This is a genomic window from Ruegeria sp. ANG-S4 (assembly GCF_000814005.1).
Taxonomy (GTDB): domain Bacteria; phylum Pseudomonadota; class Alphaproteobacteria; order Rhodobacterales; family Rhodobacteraceae; genus Ruegeria.
This window is the reverse complement of sequence record NZ_JWLK01000005.1, coordinates 594,690-611,176: the sequence shown is the minus strand read 5'-3', so window position 1 is coordinate 611,176 and position 16,487 is coordinate 594,690. Positions and strand designations below refer to the sequence as shown.

The window sequence follows — 16,487 nt, the reverse complement described above, 5'->3', positions numbered from 1 at the left end:
GCTATCCCCCCAAAAAACTCTTACGCACTTCGGGATCGGCCAGCAGTTCTTTGCCCGTGCCGGTATAGGCGTTCCGCCCCTGAACCAGCACATATCCCTTGTCCGCGATCTCCAGCGCCTGACGGGCGTTCTGTTCGACCATCAGGATCGGCAACCCGGTACGCGAGACCTCGATGATCCGGTCAAACAATTCATCCATCACGATGGGCGAGACCCCGGCAGTCGGTTCGTCCAGCATCAGCACCTTGGGTTGGGTCATCAGAGCGCGTCCGACGGCGACCTGTTGGCGCTGTCCGCCCGACAGCTCTCCGGCGACCTGGCTACGCTTGTCACGCAGAATGGGGAACAGGTCAAAGACCTGCTCCATCGTCTGGCTGATATCATCGCGGCGGATGAACGCGCCCATCTCAAGGTTTTCCTCAACCGTCATAGACGTGAAGATGTTCGAGGTTTGCGGCACAAACCCCATCCCCCTGATCACCCGGTCCTGAGGAGAAAGGTTGGTGATATCTTCGCCATCCAGTCGAACCGCGCCCGAGCGGACGTCCAGCATGCCGAATACCGCTTTCATAGCAGTGGATTTACCGGCCCCGTTCGGCCCGACGATCACCGCGATCTCACCTTTGTCAACGGCAATGGAGCAGTCATGCAGGATGTCCGGCCCTTTGCCGTACCCACCTGTCATCGTGTCACCGATCAGAAAGGGACCACCTTCGACCCTACGCGTTTCGCCGCTTTTGCGATGGGCCGGGGTCATCGTACCGACACCATGCGTATTGGTGATCGAGGCATCCTTGTTGCCCTTGTCGTCCTGATAGGGGTTGTCGCTCGCGCCGGCGGTCATGTCTGTGCCTCAAGCTTGTCTTTGTTCTTCAGGCCGGTGCCCAGATAGGCCTCGATCACGTGTTCGTTGGCCTTGATCTCGTCCAGAGTACCTTCGGCCAGAACCTTGCCTTCGGCCATGCAGATGACCGGGTCGCAGATCTTGCCGATGAAATCCATGTCATGTTCGATGACGACAAAGGTATAGCCGCGCTCCTTGTTCAGGCGCAGGATCGTGTCGGCGATGGTCATCAGAAGGGTGCGGTTCACACCCGCGCCGACCTCGTCCAGAAACACGATCTTGGCGTCGACCATCATGGTGCGGCCCAGTTCCAGCAGTTTCTTCTGCCCGCCCGAGACCTGTCCGGCCTTGTGATCGGCCAGATGCTCGATGGTCAGAAACTCCAGCACCTCATCTGCCTTGGCCCTCAGCGCGCGTTCTTCGTCGGCGATGCGCTTGCGGCCGAACCAGGTGTTCCAAAGCGACTCGCCCGATTGCGCACCGGGAACCATCATCAGGTTCTCACGGCAGGTCATCGACGAAAATTCGTGCGCGATCTGGAAAGTGCGCAACAGGCCCTTGTGAAACAGGTCATGCGGCGGAAGCCCGGTAATCTCTTCACCATCCATGAACACGCGGCCACTGGTGGGTGGCAGAACGCCCGCAATCACATTGAACAGAGTGGTCTTTCCAGCCCCGTTGGGCCCGATCAGCCCGGTGACAGAGCCTTTTTGGATTTCCAGCGATGCCCCGTCCACCGCATGAAACCCGCCGAAATGCTTATGCACGTCTTCGACGACGATCATATTTTCCCCTAGCCGCCGTTTTCGGCGTTATTGTCCCATCCCCTGCAAAAGGTGCGGCCTTTTGTCATTGAAACAGCCCGGACACAAGGTCCGGGCTGCTTGTTTTTATGAGGTCTAAGCGTGGATCAACGGAAGTTGACGGTCTTGTTCTCGCCGTCGGTGACTTCGATCTCACGATACGAGCCCGCGCTTTCACCGGGGCCGATCAGCTCGACACCCGATGCGCCGACATAGTCGATGTCCTGACCAGCAGCCAGCAGTTCCAGACCCTTGGCCAGTTCACCCGGATAGATCTTCTCACCCGGTTCGTTGGCGACATCCAGAATCTTGCCACCGTAGTCTGCCGGGTTGGTCGACCCTGCGGCCTGCATGGCCAGCATGAACAGAGCGGCGGCGTCGTAGGATTCGGGCGAGTAGGGCGACGAACCGTCAAAGCCCGCGGCTTCGGCCATGGCAAAGTACTTCTCGGCACCTTCACCACCCGAACCTGCGATCTGACCGAACGAGCCGTTCAGGTCGGGGCCAACATTGGCGGGCAGCGAGTCGCCGATCATGCCACCGGGCAGACCGAACGTATCAAACGCACCGCTGTCCAGAGCCGACTGGATGATGCCCAGACCGCCCTGGTCCAGATATCCTGCAACAACCAGAATGTCGCCACCGGCCGAGGCCAGCGCACCAACTTCGGCCGAATAGTCGGCTTTGCCATCTTCGTGCGCCGCAACAATGGTCACTTCACCACCCGCGGCTTCGAAAGAGGACTGGATCGCGTCCGCCAGACCCTTGCCGTAGTCGTTGTTTGTGTAGGTCAAAGCGATCGAGCTGATGCCGCGATCGTTCAGGATGTCTGCCATCACCTGACCTTCACGCGCATCCGACGGAGCGGTGCGGAAGAACAGGCCGTTGTCTTCCATGGTCGACAGGCCGGGCGAGGTTGCCGAGGGCGAGATCATGACCATGCCATTCGGAATAGCGACGTTTTGCAGGATCGCGCCGGTCACGCCCGAGCAGTCGCCGCCAATGATACCGGCAACGCCATCAGCGATCATGCGTTCGCCGTTCGAAGTCGCCAGACCATTGTCGATACATCCGGTGTCGGCGCGAGTGCCGGTTACGGTCGCCCCGTCAAGCAGTTTTCCTGATTCCGTCACTTCGGCCATCGCCATTTCCGCGCCCGAGCCCATCGCTGGCGCCAGCGATTCAATCGGACCTGTGAATCCGAACAGAATGCCCAGTTTCACGTCATCTGCCATGGCGGTTCCGGCAAGCAGAGCGGTTGCTGCAGTTGCTGTAAGCAGCTTTCTCATTTGGTTACTCCCTATGTGAACGTCTTCGTTCTGCGCACGAACCTAGGCAAGCTGTTCAGAAAAGAAAAGTGCTAACGCAACTGTGCTTTCCCAAGGGACAATCCTATTTGATTTAATGGATTTGCAGCCAACCGAAGTCCAAGTATTCAGAATCGGAGTGTCACCATGCTGAGAACCTGCGCAACCGTAATCCTGTTTCTTTGGGCTGGATTAACCTCTGCCGAAGTTTTGGAGACCTCCGCCGGGCCTGTGCAGGTGACACCTATGGTTGAAGGACTTGATACGCCTTGGGGCATTGGGCTGCTGCCAAACGGAGACTTTGTTGTAACCGAACGCGACGGTAAGTTGCTTTACGTCAGCGATGGAAAGTCAAAACGCGTGAGAGGCGTACCAAAGGTCGCGGCCAGAGGGCAGGGCGGGTTGCTTGACGTGACCATTGCACGCGACTTTGCAACCAGCCGCGAGGTGTTTCTGACCTTTTCCAAGCCGCAAAGCGGCGGTGCGGGCACCGCCGTAGCCCTCGCACGTTTGTCGGAATCGGGCGACCGATTGACCAACCTGCGCGTCATCTTCGAGGCAAACCCTGGTGGCAGCGGCGGACGGCATTTCGGCTCGCGCGTCGTCGAAGCGCAGGACGGGACGCTGTTCATCACCATTGGGGATCGCGGCGACCGGCCGCAGGCGCAGGACAGATCAAACCACATGGGCACGGTGATCCGCATCAACCGCGACGGAACGGTGCCGGGCGATAACCCGTTTGTCGGGCAAGAGAACATGCGCCCAGAAATCTGGAGCTACGGTCACCGCAATCCGCAGGGCGCAGGGCTGGATGCGCGAGGCCAACTTTGGGTCTCCGAACACGGCGCGCGCGGTGGTGATGAGGTGAACCGCGTGCGCCGGGGCGCGAACTACGGCTGGCCGGTTATTTCCTACGGGGTTCACTACTCGGGCCAGAAGATCGGCGAAGGCACGTCGCGGCAGGGAATGGAGCAGCCGGAGTACTATTGGGACCCCTCAATTGCGCCATCCGGTCTGCTGGTCTATTCCGGCAAGCTCTGGCCGCAATGGAAGGGCAACCTTTTCGTCGGCTCGCTGAAGTTTGACTATATAGCCAGACTGTCCGGTCAGCCGTTGCGCGAAGTCGAACAGATCAAAGACCCAGCGACCGAGCGGGTTCGGGACATCGTCGAGGCACCGGACGGGTCGATCTGGTTTATCTCAGTCGGGCAGGGTGCTGTTTATCGGATGACCCCCGCCAGTTAGACCGACAACCGCCCCGCCTGCGCACCGCGTTCTCGATAGGGCGTGGTGTTGTAATGGGCCCGGTAGCATTTCGAGAAATGCGACGGGCTGGCGAAGCCGCAGGCAAGTGCCACGTTGATGACGCTCATATCGGTTTGCATCAGCAGGTTCCGCGCCTTGTGCAAACGCAATTCCATGTAATAGCGCTTGGGCGAACGGCTCAGGTAACGCCGAAAAAGACGCTCCAGCTGGCGCGTCGACATGCCAACTTCCTTAGCCAGGATGGAAGGCGAAATCGGCTCTTCGATGTTCTTTTCCATCATCAGGATGACCTGGCTCAGCTTGGGATGACGCACGCCTATACGTGTCGGCGTCGACAGGCGCTGGGTGTCCTGATCGGTTCGGATCGAGGAATAGATCATTTGATCGGCAACCGCATTTGCCAGATCCTCGCCATAGTCATCCGCGATCAGTTTGAGCATCAGGTCGATGGATGATGTGCCGCCGGCCGTCGTCATGCGGTTTCCGTCGATCTGAAAGACGGCCTTGGTCAATTCGACCGAGTCGAATTCTTCGGAAAAACTATCCGAGTTCTCCCAGTGGATCGTGGCGCGTTTGCCGTCCAGCAACCCTGCCTTGGCCAACGTATAGGCTGCCGTACATAATCCGCCGATCTTGAGGCCCTTGCGCGCCTCGCGCCTGACCCAGTTCAGCACACGTTTGGTTGTCGCTGCCTGCACATCCACGCCGCCGCAAATCAGAACAACATCATCGCGCGATAGCTCGTCCAGATCACTGTCCAGCTTGAACGTTGTACCGGCCGAACACTGCACCTCTTCACCGCCTTCGCCCGCCAAGGTCCAGCGGTACAGTTCGCGGTTCGCCATCCTGTTGGCGATGCGAAGACTGTCCAGCGCCGAGGCGAAAGACAGCAACGAAAACTTGTTCAGCAAAACGAAGACGAAGTGATTGGGCTTTGCAGTGCTGCTGTCCACAGTGACAACTTGGCGTTGCTCTTGCATGGCGAACTGTCCTTGATTCGGTGCGTGCCGGGATATTTCCCGGTGGCGTATGTGCCCACAACCATGCTCAAAGCTTGTTTGCGGCGTCAAGAGGCGCAAATGGGATATGGTCACTCATCAAAGCTTTTTGTATAGAGACAACCTGAATTACTTCAGCGGAGATCAAAGCTATGACCGAGTGGCAAAAAACGAACTGGCGCGACAAGCCCCGAGTTCAAATGCCCGACTATACCGACGCGGCCGCGCTGGCCAAAGTCGAGGCCCAGCTTTCGCAGTATCCCCCGCTGGTTTTTGCGGGCGAAGCGCGACGGTTGAAGCAACATCTGGGGGCCGCCGGGCGGGGTGAGGCCTTCCTGTTGCAAGGCGGGGATTGCGCAGAAAGCTTCGATCAATTCAGCGCCGACGCGATCCGCGACACGTTTCAGGTGATGTTGCAGATGGCCATGGTCCTGACCTTCGGGGCCAAGGTTCCGGTTGTGAAGGTTGGCCGGATGGCGGGTCAGTTTGCCAAACCGCGCAGCGCGCCGACCGAGGTTGTGGATGGCGTCGAACTGCCCAGCTACCGCGGTGATATCATCAACGAACTGGCGTTCACGCCCAAGGCGCGCATCCCCAACCCGGAAAAAATGCTGCAGGCCTACACGCAGGCGGCGGCGACATTGAACCTGTTGCGGGCGTTTTCCACGGGTGGTTTCGCCGACATGAACCGCGTTCATTCCTGGACCCTTGGCTTTACTGATGAGCAGGATGTTCAGAAGTACTCGGAAATCGCCGACCGTATTCAGGATACGATCGACTTCATGCACGCCGCTGGAATTACCGCGGACACGACGCATGAGTTTTCGACGGTCGAGTTCTATACCAGCCATGAGGGTTTGCTGCTTGAGTATGAGGAAGCCCTGACACGCCTCGACTCGACCTCGGGCAACTGGCTTGCGGGCTCCGGCCATATGATCTGGATCGGCGACCGGACGCGTCAGCCCGATGGGGCGCATGTGGAGTTCTGCCGCGGCGTACAGAACCCGATTGGTCTGAAGTGCGGCCCGACGATGACGACCGAAGACCTCAAGCTGCTCATGGCCAAGCTGAACCCAGAAAACGAAGAAGGGCGTTTGACCCTGATCGCGCGTTTCGGGGCTGGCAAGGCCGGTGAACACCTGCCGCGCCTGATCAAAGCGGTCAAGGACGAGGGCGCTGCGGTCACTTGGGTTTGTGATCCGATGCATGGCAACACGATCAAGTCGGCAACAGGCTACAAGACACGCCCGTTCGACTCGGTCCTGCGCGAGGTTCGCGACTTCTTTGGCGTTCATCACGCAGAAGGCACCGTCCCCGGTGGCGTTCATTTCGAAATGACCGGTCTGGACGTGACCGAGTGCACAGGCGGTGTACGGGCAGTGACCGAAGAAGACCTCTCCGATCGCTATCATACAGCCTGCGACCCGCGGCTGAATGCAACGCAATCTCTGGAACTGGCATTCCTGGTCGCCGAAGAACTCACGAACCTGCGCCGCAATGGTGCAAAACGCGCGGCCAGCTAAAGACAACATACAATGACTTCAAGACGGCGGACCTTTGGGTTCGCCGTTTTTTGTTTAGTTATCCCGGGAAGAAACGAGCCTTAGATGGGACACCGAAGGCTTGAATTCGGTCTCTTCTTCGGCGAACCCGGCCTGTTCGTGATGTTGCTGTTGGGGTTGCTTTTGAATGTCGTTGACCGGTTTGATACGCGCGTCCGTAATTCCAAATCGTCGAGGCGTCGCACCGATTGTACCGTCGCTGATCATGACACCCAGAACGCGACTAATGTCCCCCAGATCACTTTTCAGCGGCAAAAGCAGCATCCGCGCCTGCAATCGGCTGCGTCCCAATTTGCCATTGGAGACGAGGCCCAGCTCTGTCACCGCAGGTTCGTCAAAAACGCGGTTCAAGTGCGCGGTCACATCATTGCGGGCGCTTGGTTCGAAAAACGCCGTCAAAGGCATCCCTCTGACCTCCATACCCGCAATTTTTGTCAAATGGCTTCCCGCCAGCCGAAATCGGGCCAGACCCGGCGCGATCTTTTCCAGGACAAATGTGTATTCGAGGATATTCTCAAGTCCGCGCGGATCAATCTGCGACCGCATCGGAACCTCGGCGCCGTTCAGCAAGGCGGTCCAATACGCCTCGGCCTGACGGATCGGAGATAAGCTGCGTCCACTGTCAAAGCGGTCCATTGCGACGATCTTTCCAAAACCAGAGTTGGATCCCGTTCCAAAAAAGCTTTTCATAGTCTCACCCTAACGCCGATCTTTCGCGATTTTCATAAAATGCCAGCTATTTGGCGGATCGTCGGCATTCCAATCATTGCACCAGCGAGATTGGCACGGGTTGATACAATTTTGGAGCAATTCTTTAACGATTGGTTAACCACTGGATATGAATCGAGGAATAAGCAGGGTCTTGCCCCCGCGAGGCGGATGGCTTTAGGTGCGGCAGGCAGTTTTGAAAGGGCAGGCATGATCAAATCCATGACCGGGTTCGCCTCGGGCAAAGGGGCGCACGGCCCTCATAGCTGGAGTTGGGAATTGCGCAGCGTAAATGGCAAAGGCCTGGACCTGCGCCTGCGCGTACCCGATTGGCTGACCGGGCTCGAAGCCGGATTACGCGCCGACCTTTCAAAGGCCCTTGCACGCGGGAACGTAACACTTTCGCTGCGTCTGAGCCGGGAAGAAACCGCCTCTGACCTCAGCTTGAACGCAGCGGCTATGGAAGCGGCATTGGCGGCATTGGCGCAAACCGAAGCCATGGCTAAAGAACATGGTGTGACGCTGACCCAGTCAACGGGCAGTGATCTGCTGTCTCTGAAGGGCATGCTCGAAGCAAGCGCAGACGCAGATGACGCTGGCCCGCTTGTCCAACAACTGCGGTCCGAATTCCCGGCCGTGTTGGCGGATTTTCTGGACATGCGCCGGACCGAAGGCGAGGCGCTGGCCGCAATCTTGAATGCGCAACTCGACACTGTCGAAACACTGACGGCGCAGGCGTTGGAGTTGGCCGAGAAGCGGCGCGATGAAATGGGTCAGATCCTGCGCGAAAACCTGGCGCGCGTTCTGGACAACGCGCAGGGGGCCGATCCAGACAGGGTGGCGCAGGAACTGGCGCTGATCTCGGTCAAAGCGGACCTCACGGAAGAGTTGGACCGCCTGAAAGCGCATATTGTGGCCGCGCGGGCATTGTTGGCTCAGGACGGACCAGTTGGACGCAAGTTCGATTTTCTGACACAGGAGTTCAACCGCGAGGCAAACACGCTGTGTTCAAAGTCGCAAAATGCCGATTTGACCTCGGTGGGGCTTGAGTTGAAGGCTGTTATCGATCAGATGCGCGAGCAAGTGCAGAACGTGGAATAGAAACGGGAATACCAACATGGCAGATCGCCGGGGCCTACTTATCATTCTGTCATCACCGTCGGGCGCTGGCAAATCCACCTTGGCGCGGCGGCTGATGCAATGGGACGGCGATCTGGAATTCTCGATCTCGGCCACGACCCGCGCGCCACGTCCGGGAGAAGAGCATGGACGCGAGTATTTCTTTCTGACCGAAGAGGCGTTCAAACAGCAGGTCACCGAAGGACAGATGCTGGAACACGCCCATGTCTTCGGTAATTTCTACGGTTCGCCCATCGCACCGGTGCGGGAGTCGATCAACAATGGTCGGGACGTGCTTTTTGACGTGGATTGGCAGGGCGACCTGCAAATCCGAAACTCGGACCTCGGCAAACATGCCTTGTCGATTTTCATTCTGCCGCCCTCAATCCCCGAACTGCGCCGCCGGTTGGAAGGCCGCGGTCAGGACAGCTCCGACGTAATCGCCAAACGGATGCAGAAAAGCTGGGATGAGATCAGTCACTGGGGCTACTACGACTATGTTCTGGTCAATGACGATCTGGATGCCACCGAAGAAAAGCTGAAAACAATCGTCAGCGCCGAGCGAATGCGCCGGATACAGCAACCGAAACTTCAGGACCACGTCCGCATGCTGCAAAACGAATTCGAGGCCCAGACATGACCCTTTACGCCTTGGGCGAGCATGCGCCCCGGATTCACGAAGACACCTGGGTCGCGCCGGACGCCAATCTGATCGGCAATGTGGTCCTAGAACAAGGTGCCTCAGTCTGGTTTGGCTGCACGATCCGCGCGGACCACGAAGAAATACGCGTCGGCGCTGGCAGTAACGTGCAGGAAAACTGCGTCATGCATATCGACCCCGGCTATCCGCTTGTGATCGGGGCAAACTGCACCATCGGCCACAAGGTCATGCTGCACGGATGCACGATTGGGGAAAACACCTTGATTGGCATGGGTGCGATTGTTCTGAACGGGGCAAAAATCGGCAAGAACTGCCTGATTGGGGCAGGGGCGTTAATTACCGAAGGCAAGGAAATCCCCGACAACTCGCTGGTTATGGGATCACCGGGCAAGGTCGTTCGACAACTGGATGAGGCGGCAGCGCAAAAACTGACCCTTAGCGCTTTGCACTATCAGAACAATATGCGCCGGTTCCGGGACGAATTGGTTCCTGTGCCAACACGCAGTTAGCAAACAAAGGCCGCGACATGTCTTCCGATCTGATCGACGAATTCGTTTCGGCAATTCCCTTGCCTGCGCTGATGGTGGATCAAACCGAGCGGATTATCGCAGCAAACACCGACGCAAGAACCCTTTTGGGTCAGAGCATTCAGGGCCGCCATTTCGCCACTTTCCTGCGGCAACCGCAGGTGATCGAAACGATCGAACAAAGCCTGCGCGACAAAAGCCCGTCCAGCACAAGGCATCTGTCCAATGACGGGGCACAGGACACTACGTTCAACGTGGAATGCAGGTACATGAACGGGATCGGCGCCGTCGACGGAGGCGCGGTTTTGGTTGTGTTTCAGGATGTAACTCATCTGGAGCAAGCCAATCATATGCGCCGCGACTTTGTTGCCAATGTCAGCCACGAGTTGCGCACGCCGTTGACGGCCCTGATGGGTTTCATTGAAACGCTGCGCGGCCCGGCGCGCGAGGACAGCGTCGCCCGCGAACGGTTCCTGCACATCATGGATGACGAGGCCAACCGGATGAACCGCCTGGTGGGCGACTTACTGTCGCTAAACCGCGTCGAGAGCGAAGAGCGGGTGCGGCCAAAGGAACAGCTGGAACTGTCGGGCCTGCTTCAATCCACGTTGAATTCCCTGCGACCATTGGCGGATGATGCGTCCGTCGAACTTTCGCTGGACACACCTGCAACACCCGTGATGTTGACCGGGGACAGCGACCAATTGCGTCAGGTTTTCACGAACCTGATTGAAAACGCGATAAAATATGGTGGCAGTGGCGGGCGTGTCGACGTCAGAGTACTGCCGTCGGAGCGGGACACAGCAATGCGGGGTCCGGCCGTCCGGGTGCAAATCGTCGACAAGGGACCGGGAATAGATGCCATCCATTTGCCGCGTCTGACGGAACGGTTTTACCGCGCGGACAGCCATCGCTCGCGTGAGTTGGGGGGCACGGGTCTGGGGCTGGCCATCGTCAAGCATATCGTGAATCGCCATCGCGGTCGGCTTCGCGTCGAAAGCGAGCTTGGCAAAGGTTCGGTCTTTACGGTGATCCTGCCGCGCTGATCCGACGAAATTTGATCCGAGCAATGGCATTTCAGCGGGTCAAATTAAAAAAAGTTAACAAAACTGTGGCTTGTCATAAAACTGTTACTAACCTGTCACAAAAGGCTTACGCGCGGTCCTTAGGCGTGCCGCCAAGATCATCATGGGGGTGATCATTCAATGTACTTTCAAGGAGACTGAGATGTCCTTTGTGAAACTGTCGGCTTCTGCGCTGGCAATTGCTGCCGTTTCGGCGACCACTGCTGCAGCTCGTGACAACGTTCAGGTTGCTGGTTCTTCGACTGTTCTGCCTTACGCATCCATTGTTGCCGAACTGTTTGGCGAAAACACTGACTTCCCGACACCGGTTGTTGAATCGGGTGGCTCCTCGGCCGGTCTGAAGCGTTTCTGCGAAGGTGTTGGCGAAAACACCATCGACGTTGCAAACGCCTCGCGCGCGATCCGCGAAAAAGAGATCAAAGCCTGTGCCGAAAACGGTGTGACCGACATCATGGAAGTGCGCATCGGCTATGACGGTATTGTATTTGCAAGCCAGCAGTCGGGCCCTGCCTTCACTGCATTCCAGCCTGCGGACATCTACAACGCCATCGGCTCGAAGGTGATGAAAGACGGCGCTCTGGTCGACAACAGCTTTAACAGCTGGGCCGAGTTCAACGGCGACCTGCCGGATGTTGAAATCGCGATGTTCATCCCGGGCACCAAGCACGGCACCCGCGAAGTGTTCGAAGACAAGGTTCTGCTGGCAGGTTGTGAAGCAACCGGCGCCATGGAAGCCATGGTTGCAGGCGGCATGAGCGAAGATGACGCCGAAGATGCATGCCTGGACGTCCGCACCGACGGCAAGTCGGTCGACATCGACGGTGACTACACCGAAACCCTGGCACGTATCGACACCAACCCGAACGGCATCGGCGTGTTTGGTCTGGCGTTCTACGAGAACAACACAGACAAGCTGAAAGTGGCCACCATGGGCGGTATCGCACCTTCGACCGAGACCATCGCGTCGGGTGAATACCCTGTTTCGCGTCCGCTGTTCTTCTATGTCAAGAAAGCGCATATCGGCGTGATCCCCGGCCTGAAAGAATACGCCCAGTTCTTCGTCGCTGACGAGATCGCAGGCGGTTCAGGCCCGCTGGCCAACTACGGGCTGGTTGCCGATCCTGAGCTGGCCAAAACTCAGGACGCCATTGCAAACGAAGAAACCATGGGTTCGGGCAGCTAATCCCGACACTGGTTTAACCTGCAGGGGGCGACCGGACGTGTCGCCCCCAACGCAGCTTTTTTGTTCCCATTCAATACCCGTGGGGTTGGTATGCCGATACTCTGGCTTTTTCTGATCGTCCTCGCGATCGCGGCAGTCGGTTACGTGCTTGGACGGTCGCGCGCATTGCAAAGTGCAGGAGGCGACAGCCGGCATCTGCATTCGTTACCGTCATTCTACGGCGCAAATGTCGCGCTCAAGACGTTGGTTCCTGCATTTGGCCTTTTGATTGTGTGGTTGCTGGTTCAGCCATTGTACGTGAATTCCCAAGTGTCCGGCATGATCCCGGAATCGGCAATCAAAGAGGGCTCATCCCTGAGCCTTGTGATGGCCGAGGTGCGCCGCACCGCGCACGGTATGGATAATGCCGTCGCTCAAGGACAATTGACCGAAGAACTGGCCCGCAACGCACGCGCCGACATTACAGATATGACCCAGCGTCTGAAGGACGCGGGACAGGTCGTGACGTCGGATATTACGCAACCGGTGTTGCGCGCGGCACAGAGCTATCGGATCACGAATGCAACCGGTTACGCGATCATGTCGATTGCGGTCATTCTTGTCGCTTTTGCCGGTGCGGCCTTCAGCTGGTGGCAAACTCATTCAGAGTATCGAGCCCGCAATGTGGTCGAGCAGGGCGTCCGCGTCCTTTTGCTTGGGGCTGCTTCGATTGCCATCCTCACAACGGTCGGCATCGTTCTGTCCCTGGTCTTCAACACCTGGGAATTCTTCAAACTCTATCCTGCATCCGACTTCTTTTTCGGAACAACCTGGGCCCCCAGTTTTTCGGGTCGGGGCGGGTCCTCGGCTCTGGGCATCATCCCGTTGCTTTGGGGTACGTTCTACATCTCGCTGGTTGCACTTTTGGTGGCCGTACCAATTGGATTGTTTGCGGCCATCTACCTCAGTGAATACGCATCACCGCGCGTTCGCTCCTTCGCAAAACCCTTGCTTGAGGTTCTGGCAGGTATCCCGACCATCGTTTACGGCCTGTTTGCCTTGTTGACGGTTGGGCCGCTTTTGCTGGGCATATTCGGCGACGACGGGCTGGGCTGGATGAAGGCAGGCACTGCTGTTATGACAGCCGGTCTGGTTATGGGCATCATGCTGATCCCGTTCGTCTCGTCGCTTTCTGACGACATCATTAACGCGGTGCCGCAAGCCATGCGCGATGGCTCTTACGGGTTGGGCGCAACGCAGTCCGAAACCATTCGCCAAGTCGTCCTGCCTGCCGCATTGCCAGGCATCGTGGGTGCCGTTTTGCTGGCCGCCTCGCGCGCGATTGGCGAAACCATGATCGTGGTTTTGGGGGCCGGTGCCGCCGCACGCCTCAGCCTCAACCCGTTCGAGGCGATGACAACCGTGACCGCCAAAATTGTCAGCCAGTTGACCGGCGACGCCGACTTTGCCTCGCCCGAGGCATTGGTCGCGTTCGCCCTTGGCATGACCCTTTTCATCCTGACATTGGGGCTCAACGTTTTTGCCCTTTACATCGTGCGTAAGTACCGGGAGCAGTACGAATGACCGACGCAAGCATGCAAAGCCCCGAAACCGGTCGACATACTGTCTCTCTGACCGAAGGGGATGCCAGAACACGCAAGCGCGCCGCAGCAGAAAAACGGTTCCGTGCCTACGGCATCATCGCCATCGCAACCGGGCTGTTCTTTCTGGTGGTACTGTTCGCCTCGATCCTGTCACAAGGGATACCCGCGTTTACGCGTACCGTCGTTAGCGTGGAATTCACCCTGACTGAACCGCAGCAAGAAGAAGCAGAATCTACTCTGTTCAAGACCAAGGCGTATTCCGATCTGTTCATCGCCGAATTGAACAAGGAACTTGCCGAAAGCGGGATCAACGTCGATTTCGACGAGGCCGCGATTGAACGTCTTCTTGGTAAAATCGGTGGAACGATCCGGACTTTCTACAGCGAAAACCCAGACAAACTGGGCGAACCAATCCAATTCGATCTGGCAGCGTCCAGCCGCGTAGACGGATATTTCAAGGGCCGCGTGTCGCGCGACACCCTTCAGGACAGCCGTTTCCTGCAGAAAAGCGATCTGGATCTGGTGGATGCCTTGAAGGAAGCGGGCATAATCAAACAGGCCTTCAACTGGCCGTTCATCACTGGTGCGGACTCTGGGGTGGATAACCCGGGCGGTGCAGGGATCGGAGCGTCGGTCATCGGCTCGTTCTTCATGATGCTGGTTGTGTTGGCGCTGTCGCTGCCAATCGGTGTGGCCGCGTCGATCTACCTTGAGGAATTCGCCCCGCAGAACAGGTTCACGGATCTGATCGAGGTGAATATCTCGAACCTCGCAGCTGTTCCATCCATCGTCTTCGGTATTCTTGGTCTTGCGGTGTTCATCCAGTTCATGCATCTGCCGCAATCCGCGCCGCTGGTTGGCGGATTGGTTCTGACGCTGATGACCTTGCCGACAATCATCATCTCGACCCGCGCATCGCTTAAGGCGGTTCCGCCGTCGATCCGGGATGCCGCACTGGGGGTGGGGGCCTCGAAAATGCAGGCCGTGTTCCATCACGTTCTGCCTCTGGCCGCGCCCGGTATCCTGACCGGCACCATCATCGGTTTGGCACAGGCGTTGGGAGAGACCGCGCCGCTGCTGTTGATCGGGATGGTTGGTTTTGTCGCCCGCGGCTATCCCGATGGGTTCCTGGCCGGGTTTACCGAGCCCAACTCCGCCATGCCGGCGCAAATCTACACATGGGCAGCCCGCGCGGATGTGGGTTTCTATGAAAAAGCCTGGGGTGGGATCATCATTCTTTTGATCTTCCTGCTCACCATGAACATTATCGCAATTATCCTGCGCCGCCGCTTTGAACGCCGGTGGTAATTGGGGGCCAATACAATGAATGACATGTCGCGAGTGGAGAGAGACGTGGACACCAAGGATATCAAGCTGGAGTGCCGTGACTGCCAAGTCTACTACGGCGACACCCACGCCATCAAAGATGTAAACGTCGATATCGAAGATAAGACCGTTACCGCATTCATCGGCCCGTCGGGTTGCGGAAAGTCCACCTTTCTGCGGTGTCTGAACCGAATGAACGACACGATCGACGTGGCCCGCGTTCATGGATCGTTCAAACTTGACGGCGAGGACATCTATGACAAGCGGGTCGACCCGGTTCAGTTGCGTGCCAAGGTCGGTATGGTGTTCCAGAAACCGAACCCATTCCCAAAGTCCATCTATGACAATGTCGCTTATGGTCCGCGCATTCACGGGCTGGCCAAGAACAAGGCGGAATTGGACGAGATTGTCGAGAAGTCCCTGCGCCGCGGCGCGATCTGGGATGAAGTGAAGGACCGGCTGGACGCCCCCGGTACAGGCCTGTCAGGTGGTCAGCAGCAGCGCTTGTGCATCGCGCGGGCGGTTGCGACGGAACCCGAAGTTCTGCTGATGGACGAACCCTGCTCGGCGCTGGATCCGATTGCGACTGCACAGGTTGAGGAACTGATTGACGATTTGCGCTCGCGTTATTCGGTCGTCATTGTAACCCACTCGATGCAGCAGGCCGCGCGGGTCAGCCAGAAAACGGCGTTCTTCCACCTGGGCAACCTCGTCGAGTTCGGAGAGACCGGACAAATCTTTACCAACCCGGAAGATCCCCGCACGGAAAGCTATATTACCGGCCGTATCGGCTGAACACAGGTATTGAGATATGAACGAACAACATATTGCTTCTGCTTTCGACCGAGATCTCGAAGCCATTCAGGCTCATATCATGAAGATGGGCGGCCTGGTCGAAGCTGCCATCATGAGCGCAGCGCGCTCGTTGGAAACCCGCGATGAAGAACTGGCGCAAGAAGTGCGCCAGGGCGACAAAGCCATTGATGCGCTGGAAGAGCTGATTGACGAAGAAACCGCGCGTTTGATTGCGTTGCGCGCACCGACCGCAAGCGATCTTCGATTGGTCCTGTCGGTACTGAAAGTGTCCGGCAACCTCGAGCGGATCGGCGACTATGCCAAGAACATCGCCAAACGGACCACGGTCTTGGTCAACGCAGGCGAGATCAACGGCAGCGCGGCGGCCCTGCGCCGAATGGCGCGTGAGGTTGAACGGATGCTGCGCGATGCCCTGGACGCCTATATTCAACGCGACGCCGAATTGGCGACAGATGTGATCAACCGCGATGAAGAAGTCGACCAGATGTACAATGGCTTGTTTCGCGAATTCCTGACCTTCATGGCCGAGGACCCGCGCAATATCTCAGCCTGTATGCACCTGCACTTCATTGCCAAGAACATCGAACGCATGGGCGATCACGTGACATCCATTGCCGAACAGGTTGTATATCTTGTAACCGGCGAGCGGCCGCCAGAAGCACGTCCCAAAGCCGACGTGACCTCGCAAACCGCCTAGGA

16 protein-coding genes are annotated in these 16,487 nt (G+C 57.8%); 11 read left to right on the top strand and 5 right to left on the bottom strand.

Annotation, left to right across the window (positions count from 1 at the left end; translation table 11 throughout):
* Position 1: 1 nt before the first annotated feature.
* The 3 genes from RA28_RS15925 to RA28_RS15915 form a co-directional block, all read right to left on the bottom strand.
* A complete protein-coding gene (locus tag RA28_RS15925) occupies positions 2–844 on the bottom strand; it encodes an ABC transporter ATP-binding protein (protein WP_082029838.1) in 843 nt (280 codons plus the stop codon).
* Positions 841–1,629, bottom strand: coding sequence for an ABC transporter ATP-binding protein (locus RA28_RS15920; RefSeq protein ID WP_039530694.1), 789 nt, complete (start codon positions 1,627–1,629; stop codon positions 841–843). Before RA28_RS15920 ends, RA28_RS15925 begins: the two co-directional genes overlap by 4 nt.
* A 125-nt stretch (positions 1,630–1,754) precedes the next feature.
* Entirely contained in the window at positions 1,755–2,936 is a 1,182-nt protein-coding gene (locus RA28_RS15915) for an ABC transporter substrate-binding protein (RefSeq protein ID WP_039530691.1), read from the bottom strand.
* A gap of 165 nt (positions 2,937–3,101) precedes the next feature.
* On the opposite strand from RA28_RS15915, the gene RA28_RS15910 reads away from it, so the two are divergent.
* The gene (locus RA28_RS15910) at positions 3,102–4,199 is read left to right on the top strand and encodes a PQQ-dependent sugar dehydrogenase (RefSeq protein WP_039530688.1); all 1,098 of its coding nucleotides are present in this window, start codon (positions 3,102–3,104) and stop codon (positions 4,197–4,199) included.
* Here the strand turns inward: RA28_RS15910 and RA28_RS15905 are convergent.
* Positions 4,196–5,200: a GlxA family transcriptional regulator gene (locus RA28_RS15905; protein WP_039530685.1), complete on the bottom strand. Its 1,005-nt coding sequence runs from the start codon at positions 5,198–5,200 to the stop codon at positions 4,196–4,198. The two genes, RA28_RS15910 and RA28_RS15905, sit on opposite strands and share 4 nt — an antisense overlap.
* Positions 5,201–5,370: 170 nt before the next feature.
* Between RA28_RS15905 and RA28_RS15900 the strand changes: the two genes are divergently transcribed.
* Positions 5,371–6,741: a class II 3-deoxy-7-phosphoheptulonate synthase gene (locus RA28_RS15900; protein WP_039530684.1), complete on the top strand. Its 1,371-nt coding sequence runs from the start codon at positions 5,371–5,373 to the stop codon at positions 6,739–6,741.
* Between the two features lie 54 nt (positions 6,742–6,795).
* Here RA28_RS15900 and RA28_RS15895 read toward each other — a convergent pair whose 3' ends face one another.
* Positions 6,796–7,470 (bottom strand): PAS domain-containing protein, encoded by a 675-nt coding sequence (locus RA28_RS15895; RefSeq protein WP_039530683.1) that lies wholly within the window; start codon positions 7,468–7,470, stop codon positions 6,796–6,798.
* A gap of 228 nt (positions 7,471–7,698) precedes the next feature.
* Here RA28_RS15895 and RA28_RS15890 point away from each other — a divergent pair, with 228 nt between their 5' ends.
* From RA28_RS15890 to phoU, 9 genes are all read left to right on the top strand, one after another.
* Complete coding sequence (locus tag RA28_RS15890; protein ID WP_039530682.1) at positions 7,699–8,589, top strand: YicC/YloC family endoribonuclease; 891 nt, start codon at positions 7,699–7,701, stop codon at positions 8,587–8,589.
* 16 nt (positions 8,590–8,605) lie between these two features.
* A complete protein-coding gene (gene gmk / locus RA28_RS15885) occupies positions 8,606–9,247 on the top strand; it encodes a guanylate kinase (protein ID WP_039530681.1) in 642 nt (213 codons plus the stop codon).
* Complete coding sequence (locus RA28_RS15880; protein ID WP_039530680.1) at positions 9,244–9,777, top strand: gamma carbonic anhydrase family protein; 534 nt, start codon at positions 9,244–9,246, stop codon at positions 9,775–9,777. Before gmk ends, RA28_RS15880 begins: the two co-directional genes overlap by 4 nt.
* Before the next feature lie 17 nt (positions 9,778–9,794).
* Positions 9,795–10,841, top strand: a complete 1,047-nt coding sequence (locus tag RA28_RS15875) for a sensor histidine kinase (RefSeq protein WP_039530678.1) — start codon at positions 9,795–9,797, stop codon at positions 10,839–10,841.
* A 181-nt stretch (positions 10,842–11,022) separates the two neighbouring features.
* Entirely contained in the window at positions 11,023–12,063 is a 1,041-nt protein-coding gene (locus RA28_RS15870) for a substrate-binding domain-containing protein (RefSeq protein ID WP_039530675.1), read from the top strand.
* A gap of 90 nt (positions 12,064–12,153) precedes the next feature.
* Positions 12,154–13,626 (top strand): phosphate ABC transporter permease subunit PstC, encoded by a 1,473-nt coding sequence (gene pstC / locus RA28_RS15865; RefSeq protein ID WP_039530673.1) that lies wholly within the window; start codon positions 12,154–12,156, stop codon positions 13,624–13,626.
* Positions 13,623–14,954 carry a phosphate ABC transporter permease PstA gene (pstA, locus tag RA28_RS15860; protein ID WP_039530671.1) on the top strand — a complete coding sequence of 444 codons (1,332 nt, stop codon included), beginning with the start codon at positions 13,623–13,625 and terminating at the stop codon, positions 14,952–14,954. The genes pstC and pstA overlap by 4 nt, the downstream gene beginning before the upstream one ends.
* Positions 14,955–14,969: 15 nt before the next feature.
* Complete coding sequence (gene pstB, locus RA28_RS15855; protein ID WP_039530669.1) at positions 14,970–15,767, top strand: phosphate ABC transporter ATP-binding protein PstB; 798 nt, start codon at positions 14,970–14,972, stop codon at positions 15,765–15,767.
* 16 nt (positions 15,768–15,783) lie between these two features.
* The gene (phoU, locus tag RA28_RS15850; RefSeq protein WP_039530667.1) at positions 15,784–16,485 is read left to right on the top strand and encodes a phosphate signaling complex protein PhoU; all 702 of its coding nucleotides are present in this window, start codon (positions 15,784–15,786) and stop codon (positions 16,483–16,485) included.
* Positions 16,486–16,487: the final 2 nt, after the last annotated feature.

Coding starts and splice junctions, on each gene's coding strand:
- RA28_RS15925 (WP_082029838.1), bottom strand. CDS start 844: ATGACCGCCGGCGCGAGCGACAACCCCTATCAGGACGACAAGGGCAAC.
- RA28_RS15920 (WP_039530694.1), bottom strand. CDS start 1,629: ATGATCGTCGTCGAAGACGTGCATAAGCATTTCGGCGGGTTTCATGCG.
- RA28_RS15915 (WP_039530691.1), bottom strand. CDS start 2,936: ATGAGAAAGCTGCTTACAGCAACTGCAGCAACCGCTCTGCTTGCCGGA.
- RA28_RS15910 (WP_039530688.1), top strand. CDS start 3,102: ATGCTGAGAACCTGCGCAACCGTAATCCTGTTTCTTTGGGCTGGATTA.
- RA28_RS15905 (WP_039530685.1), bottom strand. CDS start 5,200: ATGCAAGAGCAACGCCAAGTTGTCACTGTGGACAGCAGCACTGCAAAG.
- RA28_RS15900 (WP_039530684.1), top strand. CDS start 5,371: ATGACCGAGTGGCAAAAAACGAACTGGCGCGACAAGCCCCGAGTTCAA.
- RA28_RS15895 (WP_039530683.1), bottom strand. CDS start 7,470: ATGAAAAGCTTTTTTGGAACGGGATCCAACTCTGGTTTTGGAAAGATC.
- RA28_RS15890 (WP_039530682.1), top strand. CDS start 7,699: ATGATCAAATCCATGACCGGGTTCGCCTCGGGCAAAGGGGCGCACGGC.
- gmk (WP_039530681.1), top strand. CDS start 8,606: ATGGCAGATCGCCGGGGCCTACTTATCATTCTGTCATCACCGTCGGGC.
- RA28_RS15880 (WP_039530680.1), top strand. CDS start 9,244: ATGACCCTTTACGCCTTGGGCGAGCATGCGCCCCGGATTCACGAAGAC.
- RA28_RS15875 (WP_039530678.1), top strand. CDS start 9,795: ATGTCTTCCGATCTGATCGACGAATTCGTTTCGGCAATTCCCTTGCCT.
- RA28_RS15870 (WP_039530675.1), top strand. CDS start 11,023: ATGTCCTTTGTGAAACTGTCGGCTTCTGCGCTGGCAATTGCTGCCGTT.
- pstC (WP_039530673.1), top strand. CDS start 12,154: ATGCCGATACTCTGGCTTTTTCTGATCGTCCTCGCGATCGCGGCAGTC.
- pstA (WP_039530671.1), top strand. CDS start 13,623: ATGACCGACGCAAGCATGCAAAGCCCCGAAACCGGTCGACATACTGTC.
- pstB (WP_039530669.1), top strand. CDS start 14,970: ATGAATGACATGTCGCGAGTGGAGAGAGACGTGGACACCAAGGATATC.
- phoU (WP_039530667.1), top strand. CDS start 15,784: ATGAACGAACAACATATTGCTTCTGCTTTCGACCGAGATCTCGAAGCC.